We start from the raw sequence: 25,135 nt of genomic DNA, 5'->3' as shown, positions 1-25,135 counted from the left end.
CCAGCACCCGGGTGACGCGGTTCGCAAGCCACGAGCGGCCGCGAGCCGAGGCCAGCTTGGCTACTCTCGGTGCAACCGTGGACGGAGGCGCCCGCGAGCGGGCCGGAAGCCTCACCGAAGCGCAAAACAGTGTAGCGTCGCGGCCATGCAACGACTGATGGATCCCGTGCTGCTTGGCGTCGTGGTGACGCTGTCCTCGATCAGCCTGCTCGGCTGCAGCGCCGACGACGGGCCTGGGCAAGAGACGGCCACCACCGAGACTGGGGATGGGGATGGGGATGGCGATGGCGATGGCGATGGCGATGGCGACGGGGATGGCGACGGCGATGGCGATGGCGACGGCGACGGTGACGGTGACGGTGATGGGGATGGCGACGGTGATGGGGATGGCGATGGCGATGGCGATGGCGACGGTGACCCCGTCGCGTTCGCGCTAACCAGCGCGGCCTATGAGAACGAGGGCGTGATCCCGGATCCGTACAGCTGCGCGGGTGACAACATCTCCCCGCCGCTCGAGTGGGTTGGCGCGCCCCCTGATGCGGCCAGCTTCGCGGTGTTCTTCACGGATCTCTCCTTCAACTTCGATCACTCGGCGATCTGGAACATCTCCGCGGACCTCACCGGGCTGCCAGAGGCGGTCGAGCGCCAAGCGATGCCGATGTCTGTGCCCGGCGCGACCCAGGCGGTCTCCTACGCTGGCTGGCCCGGCTACGCCGGACCCTGCCCACCCAGCACGCACACCTATCAGTTCATCTTGTACGCGCTCGACGTGGCCACGCTCGACGAGCTGGCCCCGAACTCGTCCCTGGAGGAGGCGCAGGCGGCCATGCAAGCCCACATGATCGACTCGGTCACGCTCGATGGCGAGTTCACCCCGCCCTGAGACGGCGATCCAGCGGTGCAGCTGCGCCAGTAGCTGACCCGATCCGATCGGGGGTGTACCCTGCCGACGTGACCGACGCGGAGCTGCTGCGGGCCTGGGCGGGCGGCGACAAGCTCGCGGGCGAGCGCCTGTTCGAGCGCCACTTCGAGGCGGTCACTCGCTTCTTTCGCAACAAGCTGCCCGCCGACGCGCACCACGAGGATCTGATCCAAAAGACCTTTCTCGGGTGCGTCGAAGCCCGGGATCGGTTTCGCGGTGAAGCCAGCTTCCGCAGCTTCTTGTTTGCGATCGCCCACAACCAGCTGTCCAAGCACTGGCGCGCGCGCAGCCGGGATCGCCTGGACCTGCAGACCGTCTCGGTGTTCGATCTCGACCCCTCGCCCAGCGCAGCCGTGGCCCGCAATCAAGAGCAGCGCCAGCTGCTGCTCGCGCTGCGGCGGATCCCGCTCGACAGCCAGGTCGCCCTCGAGCTGCACTACTGGGAGTCCATGACCGCGGCCGAGATCAGCGAGGTGCTCGAGCTTCCGCTCGGGACCGCCAAGACCCGCCTGCGTCGGGCCAAGCAGCTGCTAGAGATCGAGCTGCGCGCGCTGCAGAGCGTCGGGAGCTGAGATCCGCGCTCGTCAGGCCCTCTCACGCCATCGCATCATGATGCCGTTGCGGGGCCGCGTGGTCAGCTGGTAGTCCATCTCCGGTTCAAATCCTGGCGCGGCCTCGAGGTCGAAGCGCTGGAACAGGCGGGTCAGCACCAGGGTCGCTTCGATGATCGAGAAGTGCTCACCAATGCACTTGCGTGGCCCCTCGGAGAACGGCGTGTAGGCAAATTTGTGCTGCTTGGCGAACACCTGCGGCTCGAAGCGATCGGGGTCGAAGCGCTCGGGGTCGGGCCAAAATTCGGGGTGCCGATGGGTCAGCCAGACCATGTGCATGACCCGGATCCCCGGCTCGACCGGGTAGCCCGGTCCGAGCGTGTCGGCGTTCGCACAGTTGCGCGCCACCGCCCAGACCGGGGGGATCAGGCGCATGCTCTCGAGCACGACCTGTTTGACGTAGCCAAGCTTTGGCAGGTCGGCGGCCGTGGGCGGGCGGTCTCCGATCGCAGCGTCGATCGCTTGGATCATCTTGGCGCGCAGATCGGGGTGCTGGCTCAGCAGCCACAGCGTCCACCCCAGCGCGACCGCGGTGGTCTCGTGACCCGCGATCAACATGGTCACGACTTCGTCGCGCAGCTGCCGATACTCGAGCGGTGCGCCGGTCTCATCGCGCCCACGAAACAGCGCGCCAAGCAGATCGTCACGATCTTCATTGCTGGCTCGCCGCTTGTCGATGATCTGCTGGATGACGTGATCGAGGCCGGCGACCGCTCGCTCGAGCTTGCGGTTGCCCGGGGTCGGCACCCAGGCCGGGAACTCGGCGACCGCTGTGACCCGAGCCGAGATGAGCTCGACCGCGTCGTGGATCGCCTGCATGGCGGTCGCCCCCTCGTGGCCATCGAAGCTGAGCTCGAACAGCGACTCGCTGATGATCTCGAGGGACAGCCGCATCAGCTCGTGGTGCACGTCGAAGACCTGGCCGGGGGGGATCGTCTGTGCCCAGCGATCCAGCATCCGCTCGGCCTGCGCGACCATGCCATCGGCGCACTTGGCCAGCGTGGCACGCGAAAAGCTGGGCTGAGCGATCCGCCTGGCGGTCCGCCACTTCTGGCCGTCGGCGGCGATCAGCCCGGTGCCAACGTGGCGGCGAAACGGATCGTAGGACGCGCCCTTGACGTAGTTCTCGCGCCGCCGCAGGAGCAGCGCCTGCGCGTCATCGGGGTGCACGACGACCTTGATCGACTCACCGGCCACACCAAACTCGAAGCAGTCGCCAAGCTGGCGCCAGGCCTGCTCGACGAAGGGGATCAAGCCAAGGCTGATCATGCCGGGCAGGTGACCGATGACCGGCCACGCCCGGGTGCTGGGCCAGACGAGTTTGGTGGCGACCGCGGGCTCCACGCGGGGCAGTAGAGCACCTGGCGGGCGTCTCCAACAGCGGCGGCGCCCAAACCCCAAACATGGATCCCCACAGCCAACTGGGCCCGACTCGGCCTCGAGCGGCATCGCCGCCGGCCGACACCGAGCGCCGTTTTCTACATGGCAGACGCCCTCGCCCCGATTATCCGATCCGCTTCCCGGCGCCGACCCGGTACGCTGGGCCGCCCGCGAGCGGGGCAGCAACGTGACCCCGCTTTGATCGACATGTCTGACAGTCGCCAGTTTGTACCTGAGCTCCTTGCCATCCTCGAGCGCCTCGACGACGGGCGCACGGCTCTGCTCGCCCCGTCGCCAGGGCTGTGGCGTGACCCACCCGCGGTGGGATCGCTGATCCGACCGGGCGACACGCTTGGGTGGATCGAGATCCTTGGCGTGCTGCATCGCGTGCGCGCGCCTGAAGCCGCGCTTGGCATCGTCAGCGAGGCGCCCGAAGAGATCGAGCTCGCCCGCCGGCAGGTCGACTACGGGGCGCGGTTGCTGAGCTTGGATCCCAACGCGCTCGGCGGAGCGCTCGAGGCATCGCGCGAGGCCGAGCGCGGGCCGACCAACGCCGACGGCACGCTGACCTTCACCTCGCCTTCGAGCGGTCGCTTCTACCAGCGCGCCGCGCCGGACAAGCCGGCCTTTGTCGAGGCTGGGCAGATCATCGAGCGCGGCCAGACGATCGGGCTGCTCGAGGTCATGAAGACCTTCACGCGGGTGAACTACGACAACCCCAAGCTGCCGGCGAAGGCCAAGATCCTGAAGATCGTCGCCGCGGACCAGGCCGACCTCGGCCGCGGCGACGTAATCTTGACCCTCGAAGCGAGTGATCGTTAACCCCCACAGAGACTCCGAAAATGCGTTCAGAGCCCCCTTCTAGGCCTTCTAGGGGGCCACACATGCGGATGCAGTCGGCGAAGGGCCAAGGTCTCAAACCATCCAATTCACTGCGGCAGGATACTAGACCCAAATCAAGCGCTGAATTGGAAAAGGTGAGTGATTTGGGGCTAGTACGAGCCGACAGGCGAGCGTTTGGGGTGAGCGAAGGGGGCTCCGCCGCCGAAGCGAGGGGCTTTCGAAAGCCCCCTTGAAGACATAGTAGGCCCGAGTCGAGCGCGCAGCGCTTGATTCGGGACTAGAGCGAGCCCGTGAGGCGGATGAGGCGGGCTTCGAGCTCGGGGCGGCGGTAGTCGGTTGGCCGCGCGCGCAGGTAGGCGGTGATCGCCGCGGCCTCATCCGCGCGCTGTCCCAGGGCCCGCAACGCCAAGATCCGGCCAAGCTCGGCCTCGGGCGCGAGCTGCTTGGCCCCGCGCTGCAGGTACAGCTCGTAGGCAGCGAGGGCGCCCTCGTGATCCCCGGTCGAAGCGAGCAAGTCGCCCAGACGAACGGGGACGTTGACCGCCTCGGGGCTGTCTGGATAGTGCTCGAGCAGCGCCCGGTACAAGCTGGCGGTCTGGGCGTGGTGGCCTGCGGCGCGCTCGCGCTGGGCGGCCTCGGCGAGCTGCTTGGCGCTGGGGGTTGGCGGCTTGGGGTCGGGCCGGGCTTGGCCGTTGGGCGCTGTGGCGATGCTGGCCAGCAAGCCCGCGAGCTCGACCGGCTTGGCATCGTCGAGCGCGAGCTCGTGCTGGGCGAGGCGCTCACCGCGATCATCGAACACCCCCAGCTCGTGGGCACCGGCGGCAAGTGAGAGATCCATGCGGCCGCCACCGAGCGCGTGGCCATCGAGCTGCAGCGAGAGCTCGCCGCGCGCGGGGATCGACAGCTGCGCCGACCCAGGCGAGGACCGCAGCAGCTCGGCCAGACCCACGAGCTGGGCGAGGGCCGTGGGCGTGACCTCGACGGGGCTGGGCTCGTCGCTGCTGATCTCGCCGCGCATGCTGGTGCGCTGGCCGGCCTCGAGCACGCGCACGCTGGGGTCGCGCAGCTCCACGCGACCCTCGAGCACGGTCACCCACACCCGTCCTTCGTGGCTCTCGACCGCGAACACGGTGCCGATCGCGGTCACGCTGCCGAGCACGGTGTCGATCGTGAAGCGCTGACCGGGGCCCAGCGGATCGAGGGCGGCGACCAAGCGCCCCTCGTCGAGGCGGACCCGTCGCTGGCCGAGGTCGCTGGTGCTCGGCAGCTCGAGCGCGCCCTCGAAGCACACGACCGCGCCAGGGTTTGTCCACGACACACACCCCGGCACCGACAGCTTCGCGCCCGGCCCGACCGCGGCGCCGAGTGGCGACGGTGACGTTGTCATGCTGAGCACGCCAGCGGGGTCGACCGGAGCCGTGTCCGGGTCGACCAACGCCTGATCACGATCGGGCGTTGGCCTGGACTTGCTGGGCTGCGTGGGTGGATCTGTCTGGCGCGAGCCGGCGTCACCGAGCTGCGCTGAAGGGTCTGCGCGCACGCCCAGCCACACCAGCAAGCCGGCCGCAGCCGCGATGGCCGCCACGGCCCCGAGGGTCGCGCGCGACCGCCAACGAGGACGCAGCTGCAACGCAGGACTGGCTTGCTCTGCGCGGAAGGCCGCCAACGCCTGCGTCCCAAGCCGGTCGAGATCAGCGTGCGAGTCGGTGGGGATGTCCGCGTCCGCGTCTGCGTCTGCGAGCGCATCGAGGGCGAGCGTCCACAGCTCGCGCTCGTTCGCGCACTCGGGGTGTTCGGCTTCGTAGTCGCGCACGAACGCGCGCTCGTCATCGCTGAGCGGCTCACCCACGGTCTCCCGATCGATCAGCGCCTCCCAGCGCCGGGCGTCGCCGCCAAACTTGGCTTGCTCGCGGGTCATGTCGCTTTCCTGGTGATCGACCTGATTGGCATCACGGACATGACCAGGTTGCTCGGCTTGCCGGACGGGCTCGACATGACCCGCGAGCAAGCCAGGTTGCTCGACGCGATCGCCTCGCGCTGACGCAAGCACTGACGCAGCTGTCGACGGGCCATGCGCAGACGATCTTTGATGGTGTTGGGCGAGGTGTCGGTCTGCGCGGCGATCTCTTCGATCGTGAACCCAACCGCCCACAGCTGCAGCGCCTGCTGGCGATCCGCGGACAGCTCGTCCAGAAACCGCCGCAGGCTTGGCTCGTGGAGGTGGTTGTGGCTCGCCCGCGGGTGCTCGAGGCGATCGGGATCGACGTCGGTGAGGCTGGCGAGCGTGCGGACGCGGCCCCGCTGCTGGCGAAGAATCGTGCGAACGGCGATCCGATCGCACCACGCTTCTAGCTTGCCCTCACCGCGAAAATTCTTGGCCGCGCGCAGGACCTCCATGATCGCGGTCTGGGTGGCGTCGTCGGCGTCTGCTTCGCTGTGGGTGAACTTGCGAGCGCGCGCCCGGACCTGGCCGATCACACGCTCGACCAGCTCGCGCTGGGCCTCGGGGACCTTCGCGGCGACCTTGCTCATCAGGTCCAAGTCTGCGGTGGGATCGCTGACGGGCGCCTGCGCAGGGACGGCGCGGGCCGAGCTGGTGGTCTCGACCGGCGGTACCCGAGGACGTATCGCCGCCGCCACCACGACCGCACAGTAGCGGTCTTTCGCGTGAAGTAACACCTCTGTGAAGACGTGGAGCCAAGCGCCGCGAGCGGGCGGAAAAAACTTGCTGGGTCGAGCAAACTCGAGTTCTGGCGCTCGAGACAGAGAGGCGAAGCGACCAGACGCGTCAGCGGCTGCAGTCGGCGAAGCCCAAGGTCTCTGTGGGGGGCACCCAGGAACCGACACCGAAGGTGCCGCCAGCGCCGATTCGGCCCCTGGGCTCGAGCCCTGATCGCCGTCGCGCGGGTCGACGCGGAGCTCGCCCGCGGGTAGGGACGCGGCTGCAATCGATCCTTCGCTGTCGCGTCGGGCCCAGCTCGCAGGCGCGATCGTGGCGGATCTGCGGTTCGCCGAGGCGACCTGATCCCCGAGCTGCTCTGAGTTGACGGGCAACGAATACGTGATGATGAACGCATGAACGCGCGTGCCTTGGTAATGGCGATCCAGCTGCTGGAGCGCCCGCCTGTCCCAACAAAGGCCCGTCGTTGGCGAACGCACACCATCGGGCCCGTTGCCCGAGTCGAAGGCACTCGAGCAACGGGTTTTGCAACGCGGGTCGGTTGGTAGAGACTTGCAGCCCATGTCGCGCTTCGTCTCGATCCCGCTGTGCCTCGCGTGCCTGTGCGCGCCGCTGCTCGTGCCCACTCACGCCGCGTTCGCCAACGAGGGTCAGTGGAAGCCCAGCCAGATCGCCGAGATCCATCCGCAGGCCGCCAAGGCCGGCCTGAAGCTCGACGCGAGCGCGCTGTGGGATCCCGCGGGCGACGAGAAGACCGGCGGCCTGATGCGGGCGGCCGTCAACTTCAGCGGCTGCACGGCCGCGTTCGTCAGCGCCGACGGGCTGATCGCCACCAACCACCACTGCGCCTACGGGGCCCTGCAGGCCAACTCGACCGTCGACCACGACTATCTCAAAGATGGGTTCGTGGCCAAGACCCGCGGTGACGAGCTGCCGGCGACGGGTCGCTCGATCAAGATCCTGCGCAACATCACCGACGTCACCGCGCAGATCCACGCCAAGCTCGAGGGCATCGAGGACGATGGCGACCGCGCCCGCGCCTATGATCAAGCCCGCAACGAGCTGGTCGACACCTGCGAGGCCGCGGGCAAGTTCCGCAACTGTCGCGTCTCGGCGTTCTTTGGCGGCAAGCTGTTCGAGCTGCACGAGTACGTCGAGCTTCGCGACGTGCGCCTGGTCTACGCGCCGCCCTCGGCGATCGGCGAGTACGGCGGCGAGACCGACAACTGGATGTGGCCGCGCCACACCGGCGACTTCTCGCTGCTGCGCGCCTACGTCAACCCGACCGGCGACCCGGCCGAGTACGCGCCCGAGAACCTGATCTATCGCCCGCGCCAGTGGCTGCGGCCTTCGGCGCAGGGTGTCGATCCCGGCGACTTCGTGGCGGTGCTTGGCTACCCGGGCCTGACGGATCGCTACTTGTGGTCCGCCGAGCTCGCGCGCCATTACCAGCAGTGGCTACCCATGCGCGTGCGCATGTACGGCGAGTGGATCGAGATCCTCGAGGCCGCCCGCGAGCGCGACGCAGGCGTGGGCATCAAGGTCGCGGCGCTCACCAAGAGCCTGGCCAATCGCCACAAGAACGCGGCGGGCAAGATCGCTGGGCTCGATCGCTCGAACTTCTCGGCCACCCGCGACGCCGAGGATCGGCGGATGCTCGAGGCCGGCGACGCCGAGGCGCTGGCCACCCTCGAGGCGCTGGCCAGCATCACCGAGGCCCGGCGCGCCCGCGAGGCGTGGTCGTTCTTGCTCGACAGCCTGAACTACGCCCCGCGCAGCCTGGTGATCGCGCGGGATCTCGTGACGTGGGAGCAGCAGCGGGCCAAGCCCGACGTCGAGCGCAAGTCGGGCTACCGCGACCGCGACCGCGATCGGGTCTGGAATCGGCTCGAGCAGCTGACCAAGGACTACGACGCCCAGGTCGACGTCGAGCTGCTGGCCTCGTTCTTGGCCTACGCCGACATGCTCGAGGGCCGCCGGATCGCCGGCTTCGATCAGATCATGGGCGCCGCCAAGGGCCAAGGTGGCATGCCCACCCGGCGCGACGGCGTCAGCGGCCCCCCCGAGCCCTACCTGGTCGCAGCCAAGGCCGCGCTGAAGGGCTCGGCCCTGGCCGACGCCGCGGCCCTCGAGCAGATGTTCGAGGATCCGAGCAAGATCAAAGCCAGCAAGGACCCCATGGTGGTGCTCGCGCGCGCGCTGGCGCCGGAGCTCGACGAGCTGACGAAGATCAAGGACGCCGAGCGCGGCCGCCTGCTCGAGCTCGAGCCCCAATACTTCGATCTGATCTCGCGGATGCGCGGCAGCTCGCTCTACTCCGACGCCAACGGGACCCTGCGCCTGTCTCACGCGACCGTGCAGGGCTACGACAAGTGGAACGATCAGACCCAGGCGCCGCAGACCGTGCTCGCGGGGGCGGTCGCCAAGCACCGGGACGCCGGCGAATTCGATCTGCCCGACAACGTGCTCGCCAAGGCCAAGACCGCCAGCACCAGCCGCTGGATCGACGCCGAGCTCGGCGACGTGCCGATCGCGTTTTTGGCCGACGGCGACACCACCGGCGGCAACTCTGGGTCGCCGGTGATCAACGCCAAGGGCGAGCTGGTCGGCTTCAACTTCGATCGGGTCTGGGAGAACGTCGCGGGCGACTACCTGTGGCGGGCCAGCCACTCGCGCAACATCATCGTCGACGCGCGGTATCTGTATTGGATGCTCGACGAGGTCGAGGGCGCCGAGCACCTGCTGACCGAGCTTGGCCTCGCCGACTTTCAGGGCGCCGCGCCCAAGGGCGACGCGGGCGATGCGACTGAGCAGGCGAACGATGGCAGTGGCTCGAGCGCCGAGCGAGCCGGGGCGAAAGCTGACACCGCGGCCAAGCCCGCGAGCGCGGCCGGCTGCGGGTGTGTTGTGGACGATCAGCCGTGGGCGCCCGGGGTGTTGCTGTTCGGTCTGCTGGGCCTCGCCGGCCTTCGCCGGCGAAACATGTCCGGCGAAGCGTGAACGCGCGCCGAGTGCCGCGGGCACTCGAGCGCTTCGAAGATCAGGTCGTCGTCGCTCTGGCCGCCCGAACCCGCGCGCCAAGTTCACCGTAGCGAGCATGTGGCATACTGGCGACGGAGCATGGGCGAGTCCACCCCAACCCCCCTCTGGCCCGAGAACCTCGACGAGGACGGCGCCCCCGAAGACACCCCCAAGCTCATTCTCGAGCAGGCTGGGCGAGAGCTCGGGGATCGCACCGCGGGCAAGGTCGTCGGCGAGCTCCAGACCCGCAGCACGGGTGACAAGCTCGAGCACTCGTTCTACCTGCGCTCGACGGAGGTCGACTATCGATATTTCATGTTCAAGGTTCGGCACGTCATTACGGGGTTTCCGGTCGAGATCATCTTCAGCAGTGATGCCCCGTTCATGCAGTGCTCGAACCAGGAGGCGTTTGAGGCCGAGCTGCGGCGGCTGTTTAGCGACACACAAACTCGCCAGATCGTGAATCGCCTGCGCAACCTCGCCCGCGAAGTCGGCTGAGAGGGGCGGCCCCAGACGCACCTGACGACGCGTGGCGAGGTTGAACGTCGAGCTCGCTAGCGCGACAGCTCCACGTGCAGATCGTGGTCGACCACCGCCCGCGAGGTCGCCAGCTCTTCGCGCGCGCGCTCGGCCAGCGCCTCGCACTCGCCCAGCGGCCGGCTGCCGCCCTCGGGGAATTCAAAGCACCCACCCTCGCGCGGGATCCCGTGCCCAGCCGCGACGAACATCCGACCGCCGTCGATCGTGATCGGCCCAAACGCGGAGCCATCGGGATACGCCGCAAACCCGGCCGGCTCCATGCCTGGCAACAACGGCTGCCCGACGAACCCGGGCGGTCGCTCGAGCCCGAGCGCGTGCAGCAGCGTGGGCCCAACGTCGACCTGGCCGCCGGTCACCTCCACGCTGCCGTAGGGCGGGCGCTGCTCGACAGGCACCCGCACGAACAAGGGCACGCGCTCGAGCCGATGAAACAGCGCGGGGTCCCATCCCTCGGCGCCGGCGAGCTCGATCACCTCGGGGTATTCGTCGAGCTCGAAGCGGGCGTCGTGATCGCCGTAGAGGGCGACGACGGTGTGATCGAGCAGCCCGGCGTCGTCGAGGCCCTCGAGCAGCTCGGCGAGTGAGCGATCGAAGTAGTTCATCGCCTGCAAGTAGTTCCCCACCCGCGTGCCCTCGAGCGCGCCAAGCTCGAGCTCGCTCAGCTGCGCCGGGAATTCGTCGTAGGGGTGATGCAGCGACAAGGTGATCGCAAACCCAAACCACGGCTGCGGCAGCGCCTTCAGCTCGGCCAACAAGCGCTCGAAGAACACCCCGTCCGCCAGACCCCAGCCGGTCTCTTGCCCCGGTCCAAGCTCGCGCCGAAACAGCGAGCGCTCAAACCCGTAGCGCGGGTGCAGCACTGCCCGGTTCCAGAACCCGCGCTTGTAGGGGTGCGCCGAGATCGTCGCGTAGCCCTGGGCTTGGAGTGCGTGCGCGAGGGTGAAGAATTGATTGTCGGCCCGCAAAAAGCAGATCGCCCCCTCGCCAAGCGGGTGCTGTGAATTGAGCACGGCATACTCGGCGTCGGAGGTCTTGCCTTGGTTGGTCTGGTCGATCAGGTAGGGGTACCAGTCGGCCTCGCTCCGCATGCGATTGAGCAAGGGCGTGACCGCTTGGCCCCCAACCTCGAGCCCGATCACCCAGCTCTGCGCGGCCTCGACTTGGATCAACAGCAGGTTGTCGCCGGTCGGCGCCGGGCGGGGGTTGGCGGCGGCGAGCGCCCGCTCGACCTGGTCGGCGCGGACCTGAAACCAGGTCGTGATCGCGGTGAGCTCGGCCTGACTCGGTTGGCCCCGACGCCCGCGCTCTCGCAGCGTGCGGGCGAGGTCGAACAGGTGCGCGTTGAGGTAGCCAAACCGGCCGACCATCGCCTGCTCCGAGAACACCCGCGCGCCCAAGCTGCCGCCCAGCGCGACGCCAAGCCGGATCAGCGCGGGGCTGGCCAGGACCAGACAGATCACGAACGCGGGCAGTCGCGGGCCCAGGCGCCGCCACAGCTTGGCGGGCAGCGAGGGCGCGTCGGCGTTGGCGTTAGCGCTATCTCGGGCGGGAACGGCCGGCCAGATCGCGGCGGCGATCAAGCCGGTGATCGGCACCACCGCCAGCCACCCCCACGCGCCCTCGAGCTCCGCGATCGCGCTGTCGCCGACCTCGCCCAGGTGGTGCGAGGCCGTCAGCGCAACAACCGGCACGATGCTGCCGAAGTAGTGCATGTAGACCAGATCCGCGAGGCCCAAGACCGCCAGACCCAGCACCAGCACCGCCGCCACGTAGGCCCGCGCGCGCCCGCCAGCCAGCGCAGCCACGGCGACGAACAACCACACCCCCGAGCCCGCCAGCGCGCTCGACCACTTCCACGCCTCGATCCCGGAGAAGTCGTGGAAGGCGAGGGTCAGCAGCCAGATCGCAGCGCCAGCCCAGACCAGGGGGAGCTGCTCGACCAGCCGTTGCGCGCGCGCGCTCGTGGGCGGCCAGCGACGCCGAGCCACCGGCCCCGCGAGCGTGATCAGACCCAGGCCGATCGCCAGCGCCGCCGCCAGCCACGTCGCGCGAATGACTGGCGAGCTGGGCGAGCTCGGCGAGCTCGCAGGCTCGAGCCCCAGATCAACCGGCGGCCCATACCAGCGCTCGTGCTCGCGGACCAGCTCCCACTGCAGGCGATAGCGGCCGGCCTGTTCCGGCCCGCGCAGCTTGGCGCGCACGCGCACGCGCTCACCGGGAGCCACGGGCGCGGCGAAGTTGGTGCGCAGACCGTCGTACTCAACGACCTCGCCGTCGGCGTCGAGCCAGTGATACGCGAGGTGATCCCCGCTGGCTTCGGACCAGGCCTGCGTGCCCAGATTCTGCAGCTCGATCTCGGCGTGCGTGGTCCGGTTGACCCACACGTGGCGCGGCGACGTGGCCTCGACCAAGCCCCAGGCCAAGCGTGGGCCGGTGACCTCGATCCGGCGCCGCGCGTTGCCGCCAGACGGCTCGGGGTACCAGCGCTGGCCCTCGCGGACGATCCCCCAGATCAGCTCGTAGCCCCCGGGGTGCTCGGGCGCGACCAGGCGGGCGTCGAGCGAGACGAACTCGCCGGGCTCGACGGATCCGGGCAGGTCGGTGCGGGCGCCGTCGATCAGGCCGCGCTCACCCTGATCGAGCGCGCGCCAGCGGTAGCCAAGCTGATCCCCCTCGGCCCACGCCTCGCGACCGGTGTTGCGCAGCGTCACGCTCACGCGTTGCTCGGGGTCGTCAATCGCGAGGCTGCCCGGCAAGTCATCGTCGATCACCTGCCACCGCAGCGGATCAGGCTGCGCCCACGTGCAGGCGAGCTGCGACGACGCGTCGCGCAGCTTGGACCCGTACCAGCGCACCCGCTCGCGCAGCGGCTCGAGCTCGAGGCACACGCGGCGCGGCTCGGAACCTTCGAGCTGCGGCGGTCGCAGGCGCAGCTGCAGATCCACCTCGGCGCCGGCCTCCACCACGCTCGGGTACATGGTGCGCAGCCCGTCGAACTCCAGCAGCTGGCCTTCGTCGGACCACCAGTGATAGGCCAGGGCGTCACCCAGCTGCGAGTCCCAGGGGATCTGTCCGCGGTTGCCCACGCGCACGGGGACCTCGATCGTCTCGCCCGCGACCAGCCGCTCTGGCAGCTCGACCGAGATCGGCGCCCAATCAAGCTCGCCAACTTCAACCTCGAGCGCGTGAAAGATCGGCCCGTCCAGGGGCGGCGGAAACCAGGTCACGTGCTCGCGGACCATGGCCCACTCGAGCTGGTAGTGACCCGGCGCGTCGGGGGGTCGCACCCTCGCCGTCAGCGTCACCGCTTCGCCGCGGCGGACCCACCCGGGCAGCTCGGTGCGCAGGCCATCGCGGACCAACAGCTCGCCAGTCTCGCTGCGCCAGTGATACGAGAGCCGGTCACCCAAGCGGGGCGCCCACGCCTGGCTGCCCAGGTTGCGGATCGTGATCGTGACCTCGGCGTCGGTCCCAACCCACAGCTTCGCCGGGGTCGCCTCGGCTTCGAGCGCCCAGCCATACTGCGCGGCCAGTGCGGGGCGTGGCGCCAGCAGCAACGCCACCACCACGCCAACGAGCACCAGCAGCTCACGAGCTCGTGTCGTCGGCCTCCGCGCTCGCATCAGTGGGCTCAGTCGGCTCAGTCGGCTCAGGCGCGTTGCCTTCGTTGACGACTGAACGCCCCGAGCTGCTGGAGTGATCCTGTTCGCCGTCCTCGGAGGGGGCTTCGAGCACTGCCTTGACGGGCCCATCGGGGACCGTCACGCCCAGCCGATCCATGCCAGGCTTGGACGCGGACCGGGTGTCGATCTCGAGCTCGGGGTCCGCGAGCTCGGGGCTTGGGTCGCTCTGTGCCTGCGCGAGCGCCTCGGCCTGCTCGCGCCCTCCTTCGACGACCTCCGTCTCGACGTCGGCTTCAGCCGGCGCGATCTTCTTCTTGGCCTTCTTCTTCTTGGCCTTCTTCTTGGGCGAGTCCAGCGGCAGCGCGACGGCGGCGGCCCCTAGCTGCGCGGGCACGTGGGTGGGCAGCCGCGGGTCATCGCCAACATCGAGCAGCGAGGGGTTGAACAGCAGCCAGCTGCCGAGCAGCGCGATCACTATCGTCAGCTCCACGCCAACGATGATGTTGTACATGAGCGAGTCGCTGTCATTGAGCTCGAAGTAGAAGAAGTCGAACCCAGCCGAGGCGAACAGCGCGATGCCCATGATCAGCATGAAGCGGTTGCTGAGCAGCTTGCGGTCAACCAGGAACAAGATCGCGACCACGCCCAGGTAGTAGCGGGTTGCGACCGCGAGCAAGAAGAACCCAAACACCCCAAACATCGCCGCGAAGCTGACCATGTCCAGCCGGCGCACGCTGGTCAGCAGCGGCGCGAACAGGCACGCGACGGCCGCCCAGTAGTAGCCGCTGCGGGCGTTGAAATTGGCCTGCTTGAGCCCGTAGTTGCCCCCCGTGACCTTGCCGTCGAGCATGAACAGGTGCTTGAACCCGACCCGGAACGACGCCGAGGTCGAGTTGTGGATCTTCATGTTCTCGTACCAGGTCCGCCAGTTCTCGACCCCGCCGTCCATGCCGATCAGGCTGATCACGAAGCACAGCGCGAGCGTGCCGCCATACCAGCCCGCGAACTTCCAGTGCTCCTCGCGGAGCTTGCGGGTATGGACCAGGTCGCTGGCGATCTTGATGACCACGCCAACCGCGAAGATCGCCGGGAACACCCGGACCATCGTCGCCCACGCGAACATCGCCCCCGCCAGACCCCACTTGTCTTTCTTGAGCGCGGCAAAGCCGATCAGCAAGGTCGCTATATAGTCGAAGCGCAGGATCGATCCGCCCATGTGGGTGAACCGGTTGGGAAAGAACACGCAGAAAAATATCGCCGCGATCGCGGCCTGGCGCACCCCGAACGCCCACCCAACCGCGCCAAACGCGACCATCATCAAGAACGGATCGATCTTCGCCAGCCGCTTGAGGCTGTCGAGGTTGACGTCGATCGGGTTGACCAGCAGCTTGCAGACGGTCGCGTAGAAGGGCGTGCCGTTGAAGCCCTTGTCCTTCATCAAGCGCCGCCACTGCCGCTTGGACGACCAGGTCCCGAACTCGGCCAGGTCATGGCGAAACTCCTCGAGCCGCTCGGGGGTGAAGCGGCTCTCGCAGTCGTTGTCTTTGATGTGCTCTTCGCGGTCGACCATCTCGCGGGTTCGCAGGTCGCGGATCTGCTTGACGGCGCGAAAATGGTGCGGCCCCGCGCGGTCGACCGCGTAGGCGCACTTGTACAGATCGAAGTAGCCGAGCTCCTTGTGGTACTTGACGCCGATCACCGTGTGAAAGGCGTCCCAGCGATGCACGTACACGCCGTTGTTGCGGGTCCCGTAGAAGTAGTTGATCGACGCACACAGCGCGATCACGACCAGACCCCCCGAGATGATCCGGTTGGCCCAGCTCACGAAGTTGGGGTCGTCGAGCTGCTTGCTCAGCGCCGGGGCCACGTCTTCGAGCAGCTTGGGCCGGTTGCGGAAGCACCGCCAGACCAGCGCGCCAAGCAGCACGACGACCATCAAGGTCGCGATGTCGAGCTGGGTCGCGTAGGTCTGCTGGGGATCCGCGAACCGGCCGAGCAGACCGTCGATCCCGGAGGGTGCTTCTTCAGCGGCCGGGGCGAGCCATAGCAGTCCAAGCAGGGCGTGCATGGGCGCGACATTGCCATGGTTTTGGACCCCCACAGAGACCTTGGACTTCGCCACCTGCAGGCGCGGAGGCGAAGCGGCCGCCTGTGGTAGGGGGTATAAACCCAGCCGTGTCTGGCGATCCCGAGGTCGTTGTCATCGGCGCGGGGCCCAATGGGCTCGCGGGGGCGTGTGTGCTGGCTCGCGCGGGGCTGCGGGTGCTGGTGGTCGAGGCCCACCCGGATCGGCCGGGGGGCGCCCTGGCTTCGGATGCCGGGACGCTGCCGGGCTTCGTTCACGATGTTGGGGCGGCGTTCTTTCCGTTCGCGCAGGCCAGCCCGGCGTTTCGGGATCTGCGTCTCGACGAGCATGGCCTGCGCTGGACCTTTGCGCCGATCGAGAGCGCGCACCCCGGGCCGGACGGCAGCGTGGCCGTGCTCGCGCGCGATCTGGACATCGTCGAGCGCAATTTTGGATCGTTGCAGGACGGCGGCCGCATGCGCAGGGTCTGCGAGTGGCACCAGAACATCGAGCCGTCGCTGATCCCGGCGATGCTGAAGACCTTTCCGGCGATCCGCCCGGCGCTTGGGCTGCTGCCGTTTGCGATCTTCCGGCTCGCGGCCACGTTCATGCGCAGCGGGGCGCGACTGTCCAAGGCATGGTTCGAGTCCGAGCCCGCACAGCGCGTGATCCCTGGGCTGGCGCTGCACACCGACGTTGGGCCCGACGACATGTTTGGATCGGGGATCGGCTACATGCTGGCGGTGATGGCGACGACCGGTGGCTACGGCGTGCCCGAAGGTGGCGCCGGGGCAATCACGGCGGCGATGATCCGCAAGCTCGAGAGCCACGGCGGTCAGGTTCAGCTGGGCGCGCGCGTGAAGTCGATCGTCGTGCGTGACAACCGGGCCGTGGCGGTGGTGCTGGCCGACGGGCAGGAGCTGCGCGCGAGCAAGGGGATCCTCAGCGACACCTCGGCGCCCGCGTTGCTGGGGCGGCTGGTGGACGCCAAGCACCTGCCGGGCCGGATCGTCCGCAAGATGGCGAACTTCGCCCAGGGCTGGGGCACCTTCAAGCTCGACTGGGCGCTGGATGGTCCGGTGCCGTGGAGCTGCGAGCTGGCCCGCGAGGCCGCGGTCGTGCACGCGGGCGACAGCCTGGAAGATCTGCGCAGCTTCACCAACGAGGTCCGCGGCGGCGCGCTGCCAAGCAACCCGTACTTGGTGATCGGGCAGCAGAGCCTGTCGGATCCAAGCCGGGCGCCGGCGGGCAAGCACACGCTGTGGGCTTACTCGCGGGTGCCCAACCACGCCCCTGAAGGCGACTGGGCAGAGATCAAAGCGCGCTTCGCCGACACCGTGGACGCCCGCATCGAGGCGCTCGCGCCTGGCTTTCGTGATCGGGTCCTCGCCCGCCGAGCCGTCTCGCCTGCCGACCTCGAGCACATGGACGCGAACCTGATCGGCGGGGATCTGGGCGGGGGCTCGAACGCCTGGCACCGCCAGCTGCTGTTCCGGCCGGTGTTCCCGTGGTTTCGCTATCGCATGCCCGTAAAAGGGCTGTATCTGGGATCTTCGTACGCGCACCCGGGCGCGGGCGTGCACGGCATGTGTGGCTACAACGCGGCCCACATGCTGCTGCGGGATCTGTAGTCACACTCGCACGAACGCCGCTGGACCTTTTCGGCTCCCCGCCGCTAGAGTGCGCTTCGCTATCCCAGTCGAACCATCATGCAAGCCCGAATTTTCCCGACCATCGTAGCCGCCGCGTTCATCTGCATTGCTTGTGACAGCAAGCCCGCCGAGGGCGAAGCCAAAGACAAAGACAAAGCAGAGAAGACCGAGAAGGCCGAAAAGCCCGAGCAGCCCGAGAAGACCAAGCCCACCGCCGACGCCCCCCCCGCCGAGGAGCCCCCAGCGGCGACCCCCGGTGAAGTCATCCTCGAGGAATTCGAAGAGCCCTTCCTTGGCAAGATGTTGATGCCAAAGGGCGCCGAGTCCACGAACATGAGCGAGAAGGGCGGCCACTACAAATTCCCGCTGACCGCCGACGGCCTCGAGGCGCTGTACATCGACTACGAGACCATCGGCGGCGAGAAGACCCTGGACAAGGCCAAGAAGGCGACCAAGTGGACCGCCAGCAACGCAGAGATCACCAACGCGGCCACGAACGAAGCGGGCGTGCACGTGGTCGAGCTCGCGCGCGAGACCGACGGGAAGATCTTCGTGCTTGGATTCCGGCCCGACAACTACACCAAGTGCTGGGGTCCGGCGTCGCAGCTCGAGAACTGCAAGAAGATCATCAACTCGATCCCGATGCCCGCGAAGTAGCGGCCATTCGCGGACCGACAAGTCGATCTGCTTGGACAGGTTGCGCTTCCAGGGGACGTCCAGGAACGCGACCAAGGTCCAGCGGATCGGCGACTCGGTCATCGACTTGATCGTCTCGCCGACTTGCTCGGTGACCAAGTCGAACAGCGACCCAGATCGCCCGCGCGCGGCGTCGATGCCCCGGCCCCGGAGGTGTGCTTCAATGCCGTCGTGCAGCGCCTGCGACGGTTCGTCCCCGGGCTCGTGGGGCTGGGGCTCGCGGTGATGATCCTGTGGCGGGGGGGCGCGGTGCTCGAGCACCAGGCCGAGAGCCACGAGAGCTTCGCGGTCGTCGTGGACCAACCCAGCCGCGTGATCCCCCTGGCCACGGCTGGCGCGACGAGCCCGGCCCTGCTGACCTGGCGCGGCCGCGTGCAACCGGCGAGCGAGCGCGAGCGGGTGACCCTGCAGGTGGATGGATCTGCGGCTGTGGCCAGTGATCGGGCGGAGGGTGGCCAACTCGAGCTGCCCTTGGCGGACCTCTCGCGCGCGCCCGGCTGGCACTTCGTCGAGGTCGGGCTCAACCGCCGGGGCGGCCGCCGCGAGCGGGTCGTGGACAGCGTGCTGGTTGGACGGTTCGCGGCCCCCAACTCGAACACCAAGCCATGCGGGGCCACCTTCAGCGCGTCGCCGCAGCTGGTCCGCAGCTTGGTGATCCCCATGCTCGAGCGCGAGGTCCTGCCGGCTCTGCGCGCCAACGAGCACATGGGCCCGGACACCGAGCTGAGCACGGCCAAGCTTGATCTGCGCGACGACGTCGTCCACTTCGAGCTCGAGGTCACGGGCGTCAACACGCTCGCGGTCAGCGGGGTCGTGGTGGTTGCGATCGTCGAGGAGCGCGAGCTCTACGCCAAGCTGGTGACCCTGGGCGACGTCGACTTTCGCGGCGCGCTGCGCAACAAGGCCCGCGGGATCGGGGCGGGCGGCGGTGCCCTGATCGGGGGCCTGATCGGGGGTCCGCTCGCGCCAGTGGGGGCCGCCGCGGGCTGGTACTTGGCCGACAAGGTCGTAACCAAGAAGGCCCGCGAGCTGGTCCGCCAGCAGATCGACGACGGCCTCGCGCAGCTGTCTGGCACCGAGCTGCTGCCCACCCACGTCGAGCTGGTGCAGGGTCAGCCAAGCTCGCGCGTCGCCCTTGGGTTCTGCGAGCAGACAGGCGTGCGCGCGACGGGTCTGTTCGCGGGCCTGTGGATCGTGCCGGCCCCCGAAGCTGGGCCACCGCGCTTTGACCTGGGGGTGCCCGGCCCGCTGATCACCGGGGCAACCCCGACCGCTGAACCACTCGGCGCGGGCGAGGATCTTCGCGTGGAGCTCAGCATCGATCTCGTCAACGCGCTCGTGACCCAGTGGACCGCGAATGGCCTGCTCGCCGAGCTGATCGGTGAGCAGCGGGTGCTCGCCCACGCCAACCACGAGCTCGAGAGCTGGACGCCGCTGCGCTTGGGGGGCCTGCGTCCAACCCGGCCGCCCACGCTGACCCCCGTTGGTGGCCCGGACGCCGGGTGGGCCTACGGCCTGGGCGGCCTGCAGATCACGCTGACCGGCGTCGACGATCAACCGTGGGGGCAAGTGTTCGTTGGCGCCGCCGGGACCCTGAGCCCGAGCTGGGATCCCGACGCGGGCGAGCTCAGCTTGATCGGCAGCTTGGATCGCTTGGACATCACCTGCGCGCTACCAGACAAGTCGGGCGCCGGTCGGGCGTTGCGCGGGTGCTTCTCGGAGGTGCTCGAGGCGGCAGAGGTTCGTGACCGGATCGACGCCCACCTGCGCCCGGGCGCCCGCAACTTGCCGAAGCTCGCCCTGCGCGAGCTGTTGGCCGACGAGCTTGGTGTGCAGCTTGGCGACCTGAGCATGAGCCGCCCCCGGCCCGGGTTGCTGCGCGTGGCGGCGACCCTTCGCGACGCCACCCCCTGAGCGCGCGGCTCAGGACAATTTCAACAGCCGCCACAGCGCGACCACCAGGTGCTCGGGGCCCAGCTCGACGTCGTCGCGCTCGCCCGCCTGGGCGAAGAACTCCGCGATGATGAACACGCCAGCGAGCAGCGCCGCCCGCCGATGCTCCACGTCCGGCAGATCCCCATCGGCGTCGAGCCCACGCTGGATCCACGCGTTGCGCAGGCCAAACTCGATCTCCAGCGAGCCATCGCGGCGTCGCTTGCCAAGCTTGGCCGCGCGCCACGAGAGCATCGCCGTGTCGAAGTGGACCCGCATCGCCAGGCTCAGCCGCACGACCTCAGCCAGCGTGCCTTCACGGCGCCCGCTCAAGGGTCGCAGCGGCGCGGCGCTCAGCGACATGGCCCGCAGCGCCGCGACCCGCTTGCCGCGATCTTCGGGCTCGGTCAGGCCCAGCTCCTCGGCGAGCCCAAACCGATCCTCGACCTGAACGGCCCCGCGGATGTACTCGACAAAGTGATCCAAGCGGCGACGCTGGGGCCCATCGGGCGGCAGCAAGGTGCGCTGGCGCAGCGCGTCGGCCAGCAGCGTGCGGGCCTGGGCGGTGACCTCTTCGCGGATCCGGGCCTGGCCGACCCGCTGCCCTTGGGGCGTGAGCAGCAGCCGACCCGAGACCCGACCAAGCGGCTCGGGCAGCTCGAGCTCGCCAACCCGCAGCCCGCTCGCCCACAGGCCGATCCCGTCGGAGCTGGCGTCGCCGGCCACCTGCAGCCGACCGATCACGAACGCGTGCACGACCGAGCTCGCCAGCAGCGGTGGAACCCCGCGGGCGCGTCGGCGGATCGCGGTGGTGGTGCTTCGCTCGCCGCGGGGATCGTCGATCGTGACCACGGACTCGCCGCTGGTCCGCGCCGTCGATCCCGGCTCCAAGTCTTCGACCTGCGCGAGCAGATCCGCGAGCCCCGGGCCGACCTCGAGCATCGGCCGCGGCAGCTCACGGTGAACCGCGCCAGCTGGGACCAAGCCAGGCCGCGGGCACTCGCTCAGCACCGAGGCCAGGCTGACCAAGCGCGTGGGACTGAGCGCGCGCGGATCATAGCGATCCAACAAGGGCACGGTCTCGAGCCCCTGCGCGTCGGGCCCCTGCGCATCCAGCCCGAGCCCGCGCGCGACCAGCAGGTGGCCAAGCAGCCGCTGACGCGCGAGCGGATCGGTCGGGCTGCGCTGCAGGTCACGCTCGATCGTCTCGCGTCCGCGCAGCAGGTGGCGCTGGTCCTCGAGGGGATGCGCGACCACCAGCGGGTGCGCCTCGGCGACGACCGGCATGTCGAGCACGGTCGCGGCCCCGACGACCCGGACCAACAGCGCCCGCGCGGCGTCGTCGTGGAGCAGCCACGGGTACAGCCGCGGATCATCGGAGATCAGGCGATCGTAGCGCTTGTGCGGGTGGGCCACGAGCACGAAGCCGCGCTCGCGCAGCTGACGAAGCGCGTCGCGCAAGGTCTTCGCCGGCCCGAGCTGATTGGACCGGATCAGCGCGCGGCCAAGCTCGACGTCGAGCAACACCGTGTCGCGCCAACCCAGGCGCAGCCCGTCTTCGGTCGTTTGGTAGCGAAGATCGATCGCCCGCGGACCAAGGCCGTCGAGCGCCGAGCGCAACAGCGGGTTCTCCCACGGCTTGGCGCGGCTCATCGCGTGGACCAACAGCGCCTCCCAGTGGGCCCGAACGCGGACGCGACACAGATCGGCGATCTTGCCGATCGCAGCGTGATCCCGGCGCAGCTTGGCGACGTCGAGCTCGGAGCCCTCGCCGCGGACCCGACAGATCAAGGTGACGCCGGGGATGACCTTGGCGTGCTCGTGGATCTGCGCGACCCGGCGCTCGTACGCCAGGATCACGATGAAGCCAGTGGTCGCGGTCGCGGCCCGGTGCACGTAGGCGTCCACGGAGACGCGCAGATCCACCATGAGCGCGCCCTGGTCCTCGCCGGTGTTGATCGGGCTGTCCTTGATCAGCGCCAGCGCCTCGTAGCTGCCGGCCTGCAGTGAGGTGAGATCCGCCGGATCGACGTCGCCCTGCCCCCCGAGCGCGCGCAGCGGGACCAAGCGCAGCTCTGGAAACCGCTCGCGCAGCAACAGCTCTTGCGACGGCGCCAGGGCCACGACCTGGGCCCGCGCGTGGGCGGGGACCTCACCGGCTTGGTGGCGCCACACATAGATGAGCTCGCGACCGCGCCGGGCGTCTTCGGTCAGCTGCGCGAGCGAGACCGGGCGGCCGCTCGCGCAGGTCAGGCCGTCGCTCAACCCCGTGGGCCAGCTGACCTGACCCAGGCCGTCGCTGCGGCCTTGATAGTCGTGCAGCCAAGCGACCAGGAGCTCGAAGTTGGCGTCGCGGACCACGCTGCGCTCGTCGGCGGTCAGGCGCAGCTTGGGGCAGTCGATCCACCCGACCAAGCTCCCCACGTCGACCTGCTGCTCGCGCAGCGCCGGGCCCAGATCCACAAGCAGCAGGCCGTCGCGAACCAGGAACAGCGAGCCCCACTCGCGTCCGCCCCCCTCGTCAGAGGCGACCGCCCGCGCCGGTCCATACAGCGCGTGCTCGCCGAACATCACCGGCGCCCGCTGCAGCGCCGGACCCAAGCTCAGCGCGCCGTCCTCACCCAGGTTGTCCACGTCGCGATCGGCGAGCCGCTGCGATCGCCACAAGGTTGCGAGCTCTTGGGTCACCTCGCCGCGGCGCCGCAACCACCGACCCAGGCGCGAGCTCAGGCCGGGGCGCGGCTCGGTCACCCGCACGACAAACCGACTGCTGCCGACGCACGGGCCCAGCTTGCGCTCGATGTAGGGATCGCGCCCCTCGCTGAGTTGCTCGCGCCGCTCGAAGCGACGCCCGCCAACTGGGGTCTCGAGCTCCAAGGCGATCGGCTCGCGCGCGAGCGCGGCGTTGATCGCCCGGCCGATCAGCATTCGAAACCGGCCGACACGCAGGTGGGGATCCCCCCCGCCCACCGGCTCACCCAGGTCGGGCTCGAGCGCCCCGGCCAGGATGTCGGTCAGATCCAGCCCGTCGAACGAGGTGCCGGGCGTGATCACGTCGATCGTCGTGACCCGCAGCTGCTCGTCGGCGCCCTCGCCAAGCTCGACCCGGGCCTCGGGGATCTCGCTCATGGCATTCGCGGCGCGGACCAGCAGCAAGGTCCAGTCCCACGGCCCGTCGTCGCGCTCGCTGGCCTGCTTGCGCAGCTGCAACAGCGCTTCTTCGCGCGAGACCGTGAACCGATGGCGCGAGTCCGCGAGGCTGCCGAGCCGCCGACTCTCGAGCAGCGCGGCGATCCCAGGGTGCAGGGCCGCGCGCGTCACTTGCGGGCCCCCTGGCTGTCGCGCTCGAGCTGCTCGGCGAGCTTCGCTACGTCGCTGACTTCGGGCGCGTGATCCAAGTGGCCAAGCAGGCCGCACGTCAGGGCCAAGCCTGCGACCAGCGGGCGCTCGGTGAAGCGATCGATCGCGGCCTCGACCAGGCTGTTGTGGAGGTTGAGCCAGACCGTTCGCCGGGCCAGGCTCGAGGCCGGGATCGTGCGGCCGCCATGAAACGCGAGCGGCGCGGCGGCGCCAAACACCTCGGGACCAAACACCGGGCTGTGCTCGGGGCGCCCGAGCAGATCCACGAACTCACCGACGCAGACCACCGCCTGTTCGAAGCCGAGCCCGCGCAGCAGACTCTCGACCACGCCGCACAGACCTGCCGCCTCACCCTTGCGCGGCACGACCCGGGCGATCGCTCGCTCGACCGGCAGCAGCTCGGTGCCCGTGAGCGCGGTCAGAGCCGTCAGCCACGAGCGATCGTCTCGCAGGTCGCCCGCGAGCACCGGGAAGCTGGTCGGTCGCAGGTCACGGACCAAGCGGGCGAGCCCGGCGGCGATCGGGGTCTCGGTCTCGCCCGCTCCACCCGCGCGCAGGGCCGCTGGCGCGACGACCAGCAGCGGCCGCCCGCCCATGGTCCGGACCGCGACCGCGAGCCCAACCGCGCACCCGTGGGCGACGTCTCGCAGGATCGCGCGCGACCGAACCTTGCGCTCGAGGTGGCCATACTCGAGCTCGAGGTGCGCGTGCAGGGCCCCGTAGATCGCGTGGCGCTCGTGGGTCCAGCGCGGGTCCACGGCCGGGTTGTCAGGCGCGTCAGCCTCGTCGAGCTCGCCGTCGCCAGTCGCCGCGAGCTGCTCGAGCCGCGCGAGCAAGTCTTCGCGCAGCTGGTCCAACAGCGCGAGCAAGCGCCCCTCCACCGCGTCGCGGCCCTCGTCGTGGAGCACCGTGTCCCGCGCCAGGCTGGTCCGCAACAGCGGGCTGTCGGCCCAGATCTGCAGGTGCTCGGCGCTGGCCCCGAGCGCATCGGCGACCTTGGCCATGAGCTGCCTGGGCCCGCCCTCGGCCAGGATCAGGCCGCGCCGCAAGAACACCGCGTTGGGCGGGACCGCGAAGCTGACCCGCAGCGTCGACTCCCCGCGGACTTCGGCGCGGGTCAGCCCGGCCCCAAGCCCGAGCTCGGTCGGCTCGGGTGAGTCTTGGATCAGCTCGGCCGGCTCGTCGCCGCCGAGATCCTCGAACGAGAGCTCGATCGGACAGAACCGACACCAACGCCACAGGCTGTCGCGGATCGCCTCCGCGATCGGCTCGCGCTCGGTCGCGCGTCCGCGCCGAAACAGCGAGATCGTCGTGCCCTCGATCGGGTCTTCGACCGCGACCTTTTCGAAGCTCCGATCCCCATGAAACACCAGCTCCCAGCTCTCGCCCGCCCGCCCGGTGTGGAGCAGCACCGCCTCTGGCTCCCACGCGAACACGCTGACGAAGCCGATCCCAAACCCCCCGGCCATGGTCCGATCCCCGCTCTTGCCCGACGAGAACAAGCGCGTGAGCTCTTGATCGATGATCGCCTCGTCCATGCCCGCGCCGGTGTCGATGACCGTCAGCTCGAAAATGACCTCGTCGCTGCTGCCATCGAGCGGGTGGGTCTCGAGCGTGACCTCGACCCGATCGCTACCCGCGTCCATCGCGTTTTGGACCAGCTCGCGCAGGAAGTCGTAGGGTGACTCGAACTGCGCGACCAACCGCTCGAGCAACGCGTCGACTTCGGCGGCGGACATCGGCCGCTGCGAGTGTGCCAGATGACCGGCGCCGCGCCCATCACCCCGCCGCTGACACGAGGCGCCTGCTA

15 protein-coding genes are annotated in these 25,135 nt (G+C 69.3%); 8 read left to right on the top strand and 7 right to left on the bottom strand.

Annotated features, from left to right (window positions below):
• Positions 1–145 precede the first annotated feature (145 nt).
• Both DB30_RS41785 and DB30_RS29760 read left to right on the top strand, forming a co-directional pair.
• The gene (locus tag DB30_RS41785) at positions 146–883 is read left to right on the top strand and encodes a YbhB/YbcL family Raf kinase inhibitor-like protein (RefSeq protein ID WP_146661197.1); all 738 of its coding nucleotides are present in this window, start codon (positions 146–148) and stop codon (positions 881–883) included.
• Positions 884–951: 68 nt separating this feature from the next.
• The gene (locus DB30_RS29760) at positions 952–1,494 is read left to right on the top strand and encodes an RNA polymerase sigma factor (protein WP_146661195.1); all 543 of its coding nucleotides are present in this window, start codon (positions 952–954) and stop codon (positions 1,492–1,494) included.
• Positions 1,495–1,506: 12 nt separating this feature from the next.
• Here DB30_RS29760 and DB30_RS29755 read toward each other — a convergent pair whose 3' ends face one another.
• Positions 1,507–2,877: a cytochrome P450 gene (locus tag DB30_RS29755; RefSeq protein ID WP_052555314.1), complete on the bottom strand. Its 1,371-nt coding sequence runs from the start codon at positions 2,875–2,877 to the stop codon at positions 1,507–1,509.
• A gap of 243 nt (positions 2,878–3,120) precedes the next feature.
• Between DB30_RS29755 and DB30_RS29750 the strand changes: the two genes are divergently transcribed.
• The gene (locus tag DB30_RS29750; protein WP_146661191.1) at positions 3,121–3,735 is read left to right on the top strand and encodes a biotin/lipoyl-containing protein; all 615 of its coding nucleotides are present in this window, start codon (positions 3,121–3,123) and stop codon (positions 3,733–3,735) included.
• A gap of 298 nt (positions 3,736–4,033) precedes the next feature.
• Here the strand turns inward: DB30_RS29750 and DB30_RS29745 are convergent, their stop codons facing one another.
• Together DB30_RS29745 and DB30_RS29740 are read right to left on the bottom strand one after the other, a co-directional pair.
• The gene (locus tag DB30_RS29745) at positions 4,034–5,674 is read right to left on the bottom strand and encodes a FecR domain-containing protein (protein ID WP_052555310.1); all 1,641 of its coding nucleotides are present in this window, start codon (positions 5,672–5,674) and stop codon (positions 4,034–4,036) included.
• Positions 5,671–6,399 carry an RNA polymerase sigma factor gene (locus DB30_RS29740; protein WP_205633099.1) on the bottom strand — a complete coding sequence of 243 codons (729 nt, stop codon included), beginning with the start codon at positions 6,397–6,399 and terminating at the stop codon, positions 5,671–5,673. The genes DB30_RS29745 and DB30_RS29740 overlap by 4 nt, the downstream gene beginning before the upstream one ends.
• Positions 6,400–6,997: 598 nt before the next feature.
• On the opposite strand from DB30_RS29740, the gene DB30_RS29735 reads away from it, so the two are divergent.
• Entirely contained in the window at positions 6,998–9,436 is a 2,439-nt protein-coding gene (locus tag DB30_RS29735; protein ID WP_052555306.1) for a S46 family peptidase, read from the top strand.
• 120 nt (positions 9,437–9,556) lie between these two features.
• The gene (locus DB30_RS29730) at positions 9,557–9,955 is read left to right on the top strand and encodes a hypothetical protein (protein WP_052555304.1); all 399 of its coding nucleotides are present in this window, start codon (positions 9,557–9,559) and stop codon (positions 9,953–9,955) included.
• Between the two features lie 56 nt (positions 9,956–10,011).
• On the opposite strand, the gene DB30_RS29725 is transcribed toward DB30_RS29730, so the two are convergent.
• Both DB30_RS29725 and DB30_RS29720 read right to left on the bottom strand, forming a co-directional pair.
• Positions 10,012–13,620, bottom strand: coding sequence for a sulfatase-like hydrolase/transferase (locus DB30_RS29725; protein WP_165704010.1), 3,609 nt, complete (start codon positions 13,618–13,620; stop codon positions 10,012–10,014).
• A complete protein-coding gene (locus tag DB30_RS29720; protein ID WP_052555297.1) occupies positions 13,586–15,688 on the bottom strand; it encodes a hypothetical protein in 2,103 nt (700 codons plus the stop codon). The genes DB30_RS29725 and DB30_RS29720 overlap by 35 nt, the downstream gene beginning before the upstream one ends.
• 107 nt (positions 15,689–15,795) lie before the next feature.
• On the opposite strand from DB30_RS29720, the gene DB30_RS29715 reads away from it, so the two are divergent.
• From DB30_RS29715 to DB30_RS29705, 3 genes are all read left to right on the top strand, one after another.
• On the top strand, positions 15,796–17,316 hold the full coding sequence (locus DB30_RS29715; protein WP_052555295.1) for a phytoene desaturase family protein: 1,521 nt from the start codon (positions 15,796–15,798) through the stop codon (positions 17,314–17,316).
• A gap of 78 nt (positions 17,317–17,394) precedes the next feature.
• Positions 17,395–17,994, top strand: a complete 600-nt coding sequence (locus tag DB30_RS29710) for a hypothetical protein (RefSeq protein ID WP_052555293.1) — start codon at positions 17,395–17,397, stop codon at positions 17,992–17,994.
• Positions 17,995–18,204: 210 nt separating this feature from the next.
• Positions 18,205–19,947, top strand: a complete 1,743-nt coding sequence (locus DB30_RS29705; protein WP_146661181.1) for a hypothetical protein — start codon at positions 18,205–18,207, stop codon at positions 19,945–19,947.
• A gap of 9 nt (positions 19,948–19,956) precedes the next feature.
• Here DB30_RS29705 and DB30_RS29700 read toward each other — a convergent pair whose 3' ends face one another.
• Both DB30_RS29700 and DB30_RS29695 read right to left on the bottom strand, forming a co-directional pair.
• Positions 19,957–23,286, bottom strand: coding sequence for a hypothetical protein (locus tag DB30_RS29700; protein WP_052555289.1), 3,330 nt, complete (start codon positions 23,284–23,286; stop codon positions 19,957–19,959).
• Positions 23,283–25,064 (bottom strand): ATP-binding protein, encoded by a 1,782-nt coding sequence (locus DB30_RS29695; protein ID WP_052555286.1) that lies wholly within the window; start codon positions 25,062–25,064, stop codon positions 23,283–23,285. The genes DB30_RS29700 and DB30_RS29695 overlap by 4 nt, the downstream gene beginning before the upstream one ends.
• Positions 25,065–25,135: the final 71 nt, after the last annotated feature.

It is taken from the genome of Enhygromyxa salina, from assembly GCF_000737335.2.
Classification (GTDB): Bacteria; Myxococcota_A; Polyangia; order Nannocystales; family Nannocystaceae; genus Plesiocystis; species Plesiocystis salina_C.
Note: the sequence above shows the minus strand (reverse complement) of the source record. Positions and strands in the feature narration are given on the sequence as shown.